Source organism: Enterobacter cloacae complex sp. 677-3DZ2D5B (genome assembly GCF_004136695.1).
Classification (GTDB): Bacteria; Pseudomonadota; Gammaproteobacteria; order Enterobacterales; family Enterobacteriaceae; genus Enterobacter; species Enterobacter hormaechei_C.
The window spans coordinates 585,436-597,681 of record NZ_QFLS01000001.1; the positions used below are offsets into that span (position 1 = coordinate 585,436).

Below are 12,246 nucleotides of genomic sequence, written 5' to 3' on the forward strand. Positions count from 1 at the left end.
GTGCCCCCGGATGGGGGCCGAGGAGATTAACGGGTAGCAGTCTGTGGAGAAAGCCGCGCGGGAGGGGAGAAGAAAAGGTCGCCAAAGAGGGCGGTTGAGAGCTTACGTGCCCCCAGCCCAACCAGCGTGCAGACGAGCAGGCTGATAAACGGATAGACCAGAATCAGCGTTAACTCCGCCCAGATCGGCCAGTACGCCGCATTCATTTCGCGAATCAGGAGCAGGCTAAACGCCTCAATTAAAATGCGGTGGGTGGTATAAATCGCGATGGTGTTTGAACCGATGACGTTCAGCAGATTATTGGGATGAACGGCATAACGCTGCTCGAAGCTGTAAAAGAGCTTCATGATGGCCACGATCGACAGCAGTGAGAGCGGCAGAGGAACATTAGCGAACCACAGCACTACCGACACCGCGCCAGAGGCGAGAAGTACCAGCCAGCTGCGGCGCAAATTCATCCCTTTCATCCATGCCATCAACTGCGCGCCGTACCATGCGCCGAGGCTGTAGTAGATCATGTTGCGCACCACGCTGTTCATTCCCCACCACGGTAACGGCAGGAAGTTGATTGCGATGCTTGCCAGCGCCAGAATCCCCAGCATCGGCAGTTTCCAGCGGCTCAGCAGCTTACAGAGCGTAAAGTAGACCACTAACGCGTACAAATACCACAGGCTGGTGCTGGCCGTGAGCATTCCCAGTACAAACCCTGAAACGGAATCGGCGTAGGCCGCATTGGATGCTGTCGCCAGTTCTCGCTCGGGGGCGAGCCAGGCATTCAGATGGGTCAGCGCCTGCCATTGCAGGACGCCCCACAGGGCCAAAACCCAGACGATGCTCCAGATCCGCTTGTCGAGACTGGTGCGCCAGTTCACCTCGTCGATATAACGACGGATCAAATAGCCGGAGATAAAGAAAAACACCGGCATACGGAACGGGGCAAGGTAAAGATTAAAGTAGACCCAGCATTTGGCGAGCAGGCCCGATAACGGATGCTGTAGCCCGTCAAGGTGAGGATAAAAGGTGATCACCGAGTGGTAAATTACCACCAGGCAGATGCACAGGCCTTTTATCTGGTTAATCCATAATGCTTTTTGTTTCATGGTGCGTGACGACCTTGTTGCCATAAACGAAACGCCGATTGTTGTAAAATGAAGCCCTGATGTAATGGGTAACAGTCTGTATCAGGACGATTTTCGGAAAAGGTGGAGGCTGTCTGGCGGAAGTTCAGTCAGTAGCATGATGATTTATCTGAATTTTTCGGAAAAATGATTACCGAATCTTACGGTTTCAGTCATTTACGCTTAACGGATTCGCTTATATACTCGTGGGTCTGCTATCAGCAAACAGACGGATTTCATGTATCAACCTGTCGCACTCTTTATAGGCTTACGTTACATGCGTGGGCGCGCCGCGGACCGCTTCGGTCGCTTTGTCTCCTGGCTTTCGACTATTGGCATTACGCTTGGCGTGATGGCACTGGTGACGGTGCTTTCCGTCATGAACGGCTTCGAGCGCGAGCTGCAAAACAATATCCTGGGGCTCATGCCGCAGGCCGTTCTCTCTTCCACTCAGGGTTCCGTTAATCCGCAACAGCTGCCGGAAAGCGCGGTGAAGTTACAGGGTGTCACGCGCGTTGCGCCGCTCACGACGGGCGATGTGGTGCTGCAAAGCGCCCGTAGCGTGGCGGTCGGGGTGATGCTGGGTATCGATCCCGCGCAAAAAGATCCGCTGACGCCGTTCCTGGTCAATGTGAAACAAACCGACCTGGAAGCGGGTAAATACAACGTCATCCTCGGCGAGCAGCTTGCCGGGCAGCTCGGGGTCAACCGTGGCGATCAGCTGCGCGTGATGGTGCCGTCAGCCAGTCAGTTTACGCCGATGGGGCGTCTGCCAAGCCAGCGCCTGTTCAACGTGATTGGCACGTTTGCGGCGAACAGCGAAGTTGATGGTTACCAGATGCTGGTGAACATTCAGGACGCCTCGCGTCTGATGCGCTACCCCGCGGGAAATATTACCGGCTGGCGTCTGTGGCTTGATGCGCCGCTGAAGGTGGATACCCTTAGCCAGCAGACGTTACCGGAAGGGACGAAATGGCAGGACTGGCGCGACCGGAAAGGCGAACTGTTCCAGGCCGTGCGCATGGAGAAAAACATGATGGGGCTGCTGCTGAGCCTGATCGTGGCCGTTGCCGCGTTTAATATCATCACCTCGCTCGGGCTGATGGTGATGGAGAAGCAAGGCGAAGTCGCCATTCTGCAAACCCAGGGGCTGACTCCGCGCCAGATCATGGCGGTATTTATGGTCCAGGGTGCCAGCGCCGGCATCATCGGCGCGCTGCTCGGCGCGGCGCTGGGGGCGCTGCTCGCCAGCCAGCTCAACAATCTCATGCCGATTATCGGCGCGCTGCTTGATGGCGCGGCGCTGCCGGTGGCTATCGAGCCGCTCCAGGTGGTCGGTATTGCGCTGGCCGCGATGGCCATTGCGCTGCTTTCTACGCTTTATCCTTCCTGGCGGGCTGCCGCCACTCAACCCGCTGAGGCTTTACGTTATGAATAAGATCCTGTTGCAGTGCGACAACCTGTCCAAACGCTATCAGGAAGGCACTGTGCAGACCGACGTGTTGCACAATGTGAGTTTTAGCGTGGGCGAAGGCGAGATGATGGCGATTGTCGGCAGCTCCGGCTCCGGTAAAAGTACGCTGTTGCACCTGCTTGGCGGGCTGGACACGCCAACCGAAGGCGATGTGATCTTCTCCGGGCAGCCGCTGAGTAAAATGTCGTCTACGGCGAAAGCCGAGCTGCGTAACCGTGAGCTGGGTTTTATCTACCAGTTCCACCATCTGCTGCCGGACTTTACGGCGCTGGAAAACGTCGCAATGCCGCTGCTGATTGGTAAAAAGAAACCCGCGGAAATTAATGCCCGCGCCAGCGACATGCTAAAAGCGGTAGGGCTGGGTCATCGCGGGAATCACCGTCCGTCTGAGCTTTCCGGCGGTGAGCGTCAGCGTGTGGCCATCGCCCGTGCGCTGGTCAACAACCCGCGCCTGGTGCTGGCGGATGAACCGACAGGTAACCTCGATGCGCGTAACGCAGACAGCATTTTCCAGCTTCTCGGCGAACTGAACGCCGCGCAGGGAACCGCGTTTCTGGTGGTCACCCACGATTTACAACTGGCTAAGCGGATGGGGCGTCAGCTGGAAATGCGCGACGGTCGTCTGAATGCTGAACTGACGCTGATGGGAGCGGAGTAATGGCTTCACCGTTATCGTTACTCATCGGGTTACGCTTTAGCCGCGGTCGTCGCCGGAGCGGGATGGTTTCCCTTATCTCCGTGATCTCCACCATCGGTATCGCCCTGGGCGTGGCGGTGCTGATTGTGGGCTTAAGCGCCATGAATGGCTTTGAGCGTGAACTGAATAACCGCATTCTGGCCGTTGTCCCTCACGGTGAAATCGAGCCGGTTAACCAGCCGTGGTCCAACTGGCAGGATGCCCTGAACAAAGTGGAAAAGGTGCCCGGTATTGCGGCGGCTGCACCTTACATTAACTTTACCGGGCTGGTAGAGAGCGGGGTAAACCTGCGCGCCATTCAGGTGAAAGGGGTAAATCCTCGTCAGGAAGAGCGTCTGAGCGCGCTGCCGCGCTATGTGCAAAATGGCGCATGGGCAAACTTTAAGGCCGGCGAGCAGCAGATTATCATGGGCAAAGGCGTTGCCGATGCGCTGAAGGTGAAGCAGGGCGACTGGGTCTCGATCATGATCCCGAACGCCAGCGCTGATCACAAATTGCAGCAGCCTAAGCGCGTACGTCTGCACGTCACCGGTATTTTGCAGCTGAGCGGCCAGCTCGATCACAGCTTCGCGATGGTGCCGCTGGAAGATGCACGCCAGTATCTGGATATGAGCGACAGCGTGACGGGCATTGCCATTAAGGTTAACGACGTCTTCAACGCCAATAAACTGGTGCGTGACGCTGGCAGCGTGACGAATAACTATGTCTACATCAAAAGCTGGATCGGCACTTACGGGTATATGTATCGTGATATCCAGATGATCCGCGCGATTATGTATCTGGCGATGGTGCTGGTGATTGGGGTGGCGTGTTTTAATATCGTCTCGACGCTGGTGATGGCCGTTAAGGATAAGAGCGGCGACATCGCCGTGCTGCGTACCTTAGGGGCGAAAGACGGTCTTATTCGCGCCATCTTCGTCTGGTACGGTTTACTGGCGGGGCTGTTTGGCAGCCTCTGCGGCGTGGCGATCGGCGTGGTGGTTTCCCTTCAGCTGACGCCGATTATCAACGGGATTGAAGCGCTTATTGGCCATCAGTTCCTGTCAGGCGATATCTATTTTATCGACTTCCTGCCGTCTGAACTGCACTGGCTGGACGTTATTTATGTGCTGGTTACAGCACTTTTACTGAGTCTGCTGGCAAGCTGGTATCCGGCGCGTCGCGCTAGCCGAATTGATCCGGCGAGGGTATTAAGTGGCCAGTAATTTCGTCATGGTTTAGCGGTCTTTTGGCCGCTGAATCAAACAGAGGAATGCATCATGTATTACGGATTTGATATTGGCGGCACCAAGATTGCGCTCGGCGTGTTCGATAAAGACCTTAAGCTACAATGGGAAACCCGCGTCCCCACGCCGCGCGAAAGCTACGATGAATTTTTAACCGCCATTGCCGCGCTGGTGGCGCAAGCGGATGAACGCTTTGGCGTCAAAGGCAGCGTTGGCATTGGTATTCCGGGTATGCCCGAAACCGACGACGGCACGCTGTACGCGGCCAACGTGCCTGCCGCCAGCGGCAAACCCCTTCGCGCCGATCTCTCCGCGCTCCTAGAACGCGACGTGCGTTTAGATAACGATGCCAACTGCTTCGCGCTCTCTGAAGCCTGGGATGATGAATTCCGTCGCTTCCCGCTGGTGATGGGGCTGATCCTCGGAACGGGCGTCGGTGGCGGGATTGTCATTAACGGTAAGCCCATTACCGGGCGCAGCTACATCACCGGCGAATTTGGCCATATCCGCCTGCCGGTGGATGCTCTGGAGGTCGTCGGACGTGATTTCCCGCTGACCCGCTGCGGCTGTGGGCAGCACGGCTGTATTGAGAACTACCTATCAGGCCGCGGGTTTGCATGGCTTTACGAACACTTCTATCATCAGAAACTTGAGGCCCCTCAAATCATTACCCTGTGGGAGCAGGGGGATGCGCAGGCGCGTGAGCACGTCGAGCGCTATCTGGATCTGCTGGCGGTGTGTCTGGGGAATATCCTGACTATCGTCGATCCGGATCTGCTGGTGATCGGGGGAGGGCTGTCAAATTTCACTGCGATTACGGAACAGTTGTCCGGGCGTCTGACCCGACATTTATTGCCGGTCGCCCGCGTGCCGCGCATTGAGCGTGCGCGACACGGGGACGCAGGAGGCATGCGCGGAGCCGCATTCCTTCATCTCACCGATTAGTTTACGAGGTTATTATGCTGTCGCGTCGCCAGGGTCGACTCAGCCGTTTTCGCAAAAATAAACGCCGCTTACGTGAACGCCTGCGTCAGCGGATCTTTTTCAGAGACAGGATGATGCCAGAAGCGATGGATAAACCCAGAGTGGTGGTGTTGACCGGGGCGGGGATCTCCGCCGAATCCGGTATTCAGACTTTCCGCGCAGCGGATGGACTGTGGGAAGAACACCGAGTTGAAGATGTGGCGACGCCGGAAGGTTTCGCCCGCGACCCGGCGCTGGTGCAGGCGTTCTACAACGCCCGCCGTCGCCAGCTTCAGCAGCCGGAGATTGCGCCGAATGCGGCGCACCTGGCGCTGGCAAAGCTGGAGGAAGCGCTGGGGGATCGTTTTCTGCTGGTCACGCAGAACATCGACAATCTTCACGAAAGGGCCGGAAACCACAACATCATTCACATGCACGGCGAACTGCTCAAGGTGCGGTGCGCATGGAGTGGTCAGGTGCTGGAGTGGAAAGAGGACGTGCTGGACGAAGACCGCTGCCACTGCTGTCAGTTCCCTTCGCGTCTGCGTCCGCATGTGGTCTGGTTTGGCGAAATGCCGCTGGGAATGGATGAGATCTACAGCGCCCTGGCCATGGCGGACGTCTTTATCGCCATTGGTACTTCAGGACATGTCTATCCGGCGGCGGGATTTGTTCACGAAGCGCGACTTCAAGGTGCCCATACGGTGGAGCTTAATCTGGAGCCAAGCCAGGTCGGGAGTGAGTTTGAAGAGAAACATTACGGTCTGGCGAGCGAGGTGGTGCCAGCCTTTGTGGATAAATTCCTGAAGGGGCTATAAGAGTAACGGGCGACATTGCGTCGCCCGTTATGCATTAACGGCCTGCTTTTAGCTTCTGATAATATTCTTCATACAGGCGGCTCGCGTCACCGACGTCGTTCTGCCATTCCCCTTTGCTGATGGTTTCAGCGTCCGGATAAAGCGATTTATCATTTGCCACTTCAGGGCTTAAAAGCTTCCGTGCGGCCAGGTTTGGCGTCGGGTAGCCGATAGTTTCCGCCACCTCTTTTGCCACATCCGGGCGCAGCAGGAAGTTGATCAGCTTCAGGGCACCCTCGACGTTTTTCGCATTCGCCGGGATCGCGAGGCTGTCCATCCAGAAGATGCCGCCCTCTTTCGGCCAGACCACCTCAAGCGGCGTCCCGGCCTGACGCGCCACAAACGCAGAGCCGTTCCAGACCATCCCCAGATTCACTTCACCTTCCATATACGGGTTAGCCGGGTTATCCGAGTTGAACGCCGCCACGTTTGGCATCAGCTTTTTCAGTTCGTTATACGCTGCTTCGATTTCTTTCGGATCGGTGGTGTTGCCGGAATAGCCGAGTTTACGCAGCGCCACCTGGAACACTTCGCGCGCATCGTCGGTTAACAGCAGGCTGCTTTTGTATTCCGGCTTCCACAGGTCAGCCCAGGATGAAACCGTTTTGGGATCAATGGCATCGCTGTTGATGCCAATTGCCGTCGCGCCCCAGATGTACGGAATGGAGTAGTCGTTGTTCGGGTCGAACGGCTTGTTTAGCATCTCAGGATCGAGGTTAGAAAAATTGGTTAGCTTCGTTTTGTCGATCTTCTGGATCATGCCTTCTTTGCGCATCTTGTCGACGAAATAGGTCGACGGCACCACCAGGTCATACGCGCCATCTTTATAGGTTTTGAGCTTGGCGTACATGGTTTCATTCGACTCGTAGGTCGAATAGATCACCTTGATGCCTGTCTCTTTGGTGAACTGCTCCAGCAGGCCCGGCGGCACATACTCGGTCCAGTTGTAGAAATAGAGCGTTTTGCTGTCATCAGCATGCGCAGCGCCCATTCCGAGCACCAGTGCCGCAGCGGCAAGCATTTTTTTCATTTCTGTGTCCCCTGAGATTTTGTTTTATCACGAGCAATAACCTGGCTGGCAATCACCAGAACCAGCGATAACACCAACAGAATAGTCGCCAGCGCGTTCACTTCGGGTGAAACACCGACTTTAACCATTGAGTAGATCTTCAACGGCAGAATTTCATAGCTCGGCCCGGTGACGAAGGAGGACACGACCACGTCGTCCATCGACAGGGTAAAGCTGAGCAGCCATCCTGCTGCCACGGCGGGCATCGCCAGCGGCAGAATGATTTTGCGCAGAATGGTCATCTCGCTGGCACCCAGATCTTTCGCCGCTTCCAGCATGCGAACGTCGAACCCTTTCAGACGCGCGTAGACGGTTACCACCACAAACGGCAGACAGAAGGTGATATGCGAGAACAGCAGCGACCAGAAACCGAGCTGGACGCCCAGCAGCATAAACAGCACCAGCAGTGAAATGGCCATCACGATGTCCGGGGACATCATCACCACAAACAGCATACCGCTGACGAACGGCTTACCGCGAAAACGGTAGCGGTACAGCGCCACGGCGGTCAACGAGCCAATCAGCGTCGCGAAGGTGGCAGAGAATACCGCCATCGTCAGCGAGTGCTGAGCGGCCTGTAGCAGGCTGTCATTGTTCATCAGCAGTCCATACCATTTGGTGGTAAACCCTTGCCAGTTGATCCCGAAGCGCGAGCTGTTAAAGGAGTTCACGATCAAAATGATTATCGGAATATAAAGATACGCATAAATGGCGGTCATAAAACCACCGCGAAGCAGTCGACCGATCATTCCAGCTCCACCTTCTTATTCAGCAGGCGTGAGGCACGCCAGTAAACCAGCAGCATCAGCCCCATCACCACCGTCAGCGTTATGCTGGTGGCCGAGCCGAACGGCCAGTCGCGAATGTTAAGGAACTGGCTCTTAATCACGTTACCGATCAGCAGGTTTTTCGCCCCGCCCATCAGGTCCGAGACGTAGAACAGCCCCATCGCAGGCAGCATTACCAGCAGACAGCCGGCGATAATACCCGGCATGGTCAGCGGAATAATGATGCGGACAAAGGTTTGTAACTTACTGGCGCCCAGGTCTTTCGCTGCTTCCAGCAGCGGTTTATCGAGCTTTTCAATGCTGGAGTAGAGCGGCATCACCATAAACGGCAGCAGGATATAGACCAGGCCGACAATCACCGCGCCCGGGGTGAACATGATGCGGATCGGCGTCTCGATCACCCCCAGCCACAGCAGAAACTCGTTCAGATAACCTTTGGTGCTGAGGAAGATTTTCAGCCCGTAGATGCGGATTAACGAGTTGGTCCAGAACGGCACAATCAGTAAAAACAGCAGCAGCGGCCGCACTTTTTGCGGCAGGCGGGCCAGGAACCAGGCGAACGGATACCCCAGTACCAGGCAGGCGAGGGTGGCAATCAGCGCCATATTGAGCGAGTGCAGCAGCACGTCAAAATAGAGCGGATCGAGCAGGCGCGCGTAGTTGTCCAGCGTAAAGACCATCGCCACGAAGTTCGCGTCGTCGCGGGTCAGGAAGCTGGTCACGATGATCATCAGGTTGGGAAGAAAGACAAACAACACAAGCCAACCGACGATCGTGGCAATCACCACATTCTGGAACTTACTTGTGTTCTTCATCAGCCAGTACAACCTCCCAGCTTTCTACCCAGTTGATGACCATTTTCTGATCCAGCGAGTGGTCGAAGTCCGGATCGTCCTCGTTAAAGAATTCGCTGACCATCACCATTTTGCCGTTTTCCAGTTCGACCACGGATTCGAGGGTCATCCCTTTGTAGTTACGTTCGCGAACGTAACCGATCAGACCTTCGACGTCAGCCGTGTCGTGGATCTCATCAACGCGGAGATCTTCCGGACGCAGCAGGACGTTGAGCCTTTGCCCCTTTTCCACGGCAAAGTTCACCGTGATGTTGCATTCGCGGCCTTCCACGCTCGCGCGCACGCGCTGCTCGTCCAGACGCTCAATCACCGTGGCGTTGAAAATATTGATTTCACCAATGAAGCTGGCGACGAACAGGTTTTTCGGCTCTTCGTAAATTTCACGCGGGGTGCCATCCTGCTCAATCTTGCCGTCGCGCATCACCACGATACGGTCTGACATGGTCAGGGCTTCTTCCTGATCGTGCGTGACAAACACGAACGTAATGCCGAGCTTACGCTGAAGTGCTTTAAGCTCGTTCTGCATCTGCTTGCGCAGCTTGTAGTCCAGCGCGGAAAGGGATTCATCCAGCAGGAGCAGGCGAGGTTTGTTGACCACGGCGCGGGCAATGGCCACACGCTGCTGCTGACCACCGGAAAGTTGATGAGGCTTGCGCTGGGCGAATGCCTCCAGCTGCACCATGCGCAGGGCTTCGGTAACCCGAGGCGGGATCTCGCTGGCCGGTGTTTTTTGCATCCGCAGGCCAAACGCCACGTTCTCAAACACGGTCATGTGCGGGAACAGGGCATAGCTCTGAAAGACGGTATTGACGTGGCGATCTTCGGCAGGAACCTGGGTAATGTCCTGGTTCTCAAGATGGATATGGCCGTTATCGACGCTTTCCAGCCCGGCGATAAGGCGCAGGACGGTGGTTTTGCCGCAGCCGGAGGGGCCGAGCAGCGTGAGAAACTCACCGTCATTGATGGTCAGATTAAGGTCGGAAATGACATCTTTGCCATCGAAACTTTTACGAATTCGTTCCAGTTGCACCAGCGGTGAAAGGGAACGGGGTTGTGTATTCAATTTTCGCGCTGTCCCATATAGACGCCTCAGGCAGCAGACTGAAGCGGGGTTTGTGTGTAACCACCTTGGTGACTCGTAATGAGGGCGGACATTCTACGGCAAACCCATTGAATCGCCAATCCTTCTCACTTATTCATAAGCTACATTTATTAACGCAGAACGATATAAACGTAAAAAGTTCTCGTTTGCGGGATAAAAGTGACCTGACGCAATATTTGCGTTTTGCTGCTTAATGATAATGTTGTCACAAAAAGTGAGGGTGACTGCATGGATAAACTACTTGAGCGTTTCTTACATTACGTTTCGCTGGATACCCAATCTAAGCCGGGGGTCCGACAGGTGCCAAGCACCGAAGGCCAGTGGAAGCTGCTAAATCTGCTGAAAGAGCAGATGGAGGCTATGGGGTTGGTTGACGTCACGCTCAGCGAAAAAGGGACCGTGATGGGAACGCTGCCGGCGAATATTGACGGCGATATCCCGGCAATTGGCTTTATTTCTCATGTCGATACCTCACCTGATTTTAGCGGTAAACACGTTAATCCGCAGATTGTTGAAAACTACCGCGGCGGTGATATAGCACTGGGCATTGGCGACGAAGTGCTGTCGCCAGTGATGTTCCCGGTACTGCATCAGCTGCTGGGGCAGACGTTAATCACCACCGACGGCAAAACCTTGCTGGGGGCCGATGACAAAGCGGGCATCGCCGAGATCATGACGGCGCTGGCGGTGCTGAAGGGCAAAAATATCCCGCATGGCGATATCCGCGTGGCCTTCACGCCGGATGAAGAGGTTGGAAAAGGCGCGAAACACTTTGACGTTGAGGCGTTTAACGCGCAATGGGCCTACACCGTTGACGGTGGCGGCGTGGGTGAACTTGAGTATGAAAACTTCAACGCGGCATCGGTAACGATCAAAATCGTCGGGAATAACGTGCACCCGGGCTCTGCGAAAGGAGTGATGGTGAATGCACTGTCGCTGGCTGCGCGTATTCATGCGGAAGTGCCCGCCGAAGAGAGCCCGGAGATGACGGAAGGGTATGAGGGTTTTTATCATCTGACCAGCATCAAGGGGACCGTGGACAGCGCGCAGATGCACTATATTGTCCGCGATTTCGACCGCAAAGCCTTTGAAGCGCGCAAGCGTAAGATGATGGAGATCGCGAAAAAAGTCGGCAAGGGGCTACATCCGGATTGCTATATTGAGCTCATCATCGAAGACAGCTATTACAATATGCGCGAGAAGGTGATGGAACATCCGCACATTCTTGATATCGCCCAGCAGGCGATGCGCGATTGTGACATCGAGCCGGTGATGAAACCGATCCGTGGTGGAACCGATGGTTCACAGCTGTCGTTTATGGGCCTGCCGTGCCCGAACCTGTTTACCGGTGGATATAACTACCACGGCAAGCATGAGTTCGTGACGCTGGAAGGGATGGAGAAAGCGGTGCAGGTGATTGTGCGGATAGCGGAGTTAACCGCGAAGCGGTAAGAAAATGCCCGGTGGCGCTTCGCTTACCGGGCCTACAGGTGCAATATGTAGGCCGGGTAAGGCGTAGCCGCCACCCGGCACATGAACAGGGAGTTCAAATGTCAAACTACCGCCGCTACTACATCCCCGGTGGGACTTGGTTTTTCACCGTCAATCTGCAAAACCGCCAGAGCGATTTACTTACTCGCCACATCGACAGCCTGCGTTCCGCTACCGCCACGGTTAAGCGTGCGAAGCCCTTCACCATTAACGCCTGGGTTATCCTGCCTGAACATATGCACTGTATCTGGACCCTGCCGGAAGGGGACAGCGACTTTTCAGCGCGCTGGCGCGACATCAAAAAAACGTTTAGCCGCAACATTGAGCTGCGCCACGTCTGGCAACCGCGTTTCTGGGAGCACACCATTCGCAATGAGCAGGATTATCGGCGGCATATGGATTACGTCTACATCAATCCGCTGAAGCATGGCTATGTCGGGAAAGTCGTCGACTGGCCCTATTCAACGTTTCATCGGGACGTGCGGGAGGGGTTATATCCGGCAGACTGGGCGGGTGAGATTGAGGATTTTGCGGCGGGGGGGCGGAAGTAAAACAAAGCCGGGTGGCGGCTACGCCTTACCCGGCCTACATTTCGATCGTAGGCCCG

General features: G+C 55.7%; 12 protein-coding genes. 7 read left to right on the forward strand and 5 right to left on the reverse strand.

Annotated features, from left to right (window positions below):
- Nucleotides 1-26: 26 nt before the first annotated feature.
- Nucleotides 27-1,100, reverse strand: a complete 1,074-nt coding sequence (locus DD597_RS02900) for an acyltransferase family protein (RefSeq protein WP_129255941.1) — start codon at nt 1,098-1,100, stop codon at nt 27-29.
- Nucleotides 1,101-1,356: 256 nt separating this feature from the next.
- Here DD597_RS02900 and lolC point away from each other — a divergent pair, with 256 nt between their 5' ends.
- Genes lolC through cobB form a run of 5 tightly spaced genes read left to right on the forward strand, consistent with a single transcriptional unit; the run spans nt 1,357 to nt 6,296 of the window.
- A complete protein-coding gene (gene lolC / locus DD597_RS02905; protein ID WP_017384712.1) occupies nt 1,357-2,556 on the forward strand; it encodes a lipoprotein-releasing ABC transporter permease subunit LolC in 1,200 nt (399 codons plus the stop codon).
- Nucleotides 2,549-3,250 carry a lipoprotein-releasing ABC transporter ATP-binding protein LolD gene (gene lolD, locus DD597_RS02910; protein ID WP_015570809.1) on the forward strand — a complete coding sequence of 234 codons (702 nt, stop codon included), beginning with the start codon at nt 2,549-2,551 and terminating at the stop codon, nt 3,248-3,250. The genes lolC and lolD overlap by 8 nt, the downstream gene beginning before the upstream one ends.
- Nucleotides 3,250-4,494, forward strand: a complete 1,245-nt coding sequence (gene lolE, locus DD597_RS02915; RefSeq protein ID WP_003857918.1) for a lipoprotein-releasing ABC transporter permease subunit LolE — start codon at nt 3,250-3,252, stop codon at nt 4,492-4,494. Before lolD ends, lolE begins: the two co-directional genes overlap by 1 nt.
- Nucleotides 4,495-4,548: 54 nt before the next feature.
- Nucleotides 4,549-5,460 (forward strand): N-acetylglucosamine kinase, encoded by a 912-nt coding sequence (nagK, locus tag DD597_RS02920; RefSeq protein ID WP_022650795.1) that lies wholly within the window; start codon nt 4,549-4,551, stop codon nt 5,458-5,460.
- A gap of 14 nt (nt 5,461-5,474) precedes the next feature.
- Nucleotides 5,475-6,296, forward strand: a complete 822-nt coding sequence (gene cobB, locus DD597_RS02925; protein ID WP_003857915.1) for a Sir2 family NAD+-dependent deacetylase — start codon at nt 5,475-5,477, stop codon at nt 6,294-6,296.
- 34 nt (nt 6,297-6,330) lie between these two features.
- Here cobB and potD read toward each other — a convergent pair whose 3' ends face one another.
- From potD to potA, 4 genes are read right to left on the reverse strand one after another with little or no spacing between them, the layout of a single operon-like run.
- On the reverse strand, nt 6,331-7,365 hold the full coding sequence (gene potD, locus DD597_RS02930; RefSeq protein WP_022650796.1) for a spermidine/putrescine ABC transporter substrate-binding protein PotD: 1,035 nt from the start codon (nt 7,363-7,365) through the stop codon (nt 6,331-6,333).
- Complete coding sequence (potC, locus tag DD597_RS02935) at nt 7,362-8,153, reverse strand: spermidine/putrescine ABC transporter permease PotC (RefSeq protein ID WP_015570805.1); 792 nt, start codon at nt 8,151-8,153, stop codon at nt 7,362-7,364. The genes potD and potC overlap by 4 nt, the downstream gene beginning before the upstream one ends.
- Nucleotides 8,150-9,007: a spermidine/putrescine ABC transporter permease PotB gene (potB, locus tag DD597_RS02940; RefSeq protein ID WP_017693625.1), complete on the reverse strand. Its 858-nt coding sequence runs from the start codon at nt 9,005-9,007 to the stop codon at nt 8,150-8,152. The genes potC and potB overlap by 4 nt, the downstream gene beginning before the upstream one ends.
- Nucleotides 8,991-10,139 (reverse strand): spermidine/putrescine ABC transporter ATP-binding protein PotA, encoded by a 1,149-nt coding sequence (gene potA / locus DD597_RS02945; RefSeq protein WP_171854206.1) that lies wholly within the window; start codon nt 10,137-10,139, stop codon nt 8,991-8,993. Before potA ends, potB begins: the two co-directional genes overlap by 17 nt.
- Before the next feature lie 237 nt (nt 10,140-10,376).
- On the opposite strand from potA, the gene pepT reads away from it, so the two are divergent.
- Nucleotides 10,377-11,600, forward strand: a complete 1,224-nt coding sequence (gene pepT / locus DD597_RS02950; protein ID WP_023315823.1) for a peptidase T — start codon at nt 10,377-10,379, stop codon at nt 11,598-11,600.
- A gap of 98 nt (nt 11,601-11,698) precedes the next feature.
- Nucleotides 11,699-12,190: a transposase gene (locus tag DD597_RS02955; protein WP_129255942.1), complete on the forward strand. Its 492-nt coding sequence runs from the start codon at nt 11,699-11,701 to the stop codon at nt 12,188-12,190.
- Nucleotides 12,191-12,246: the final 56 nt, after the last annotated feature.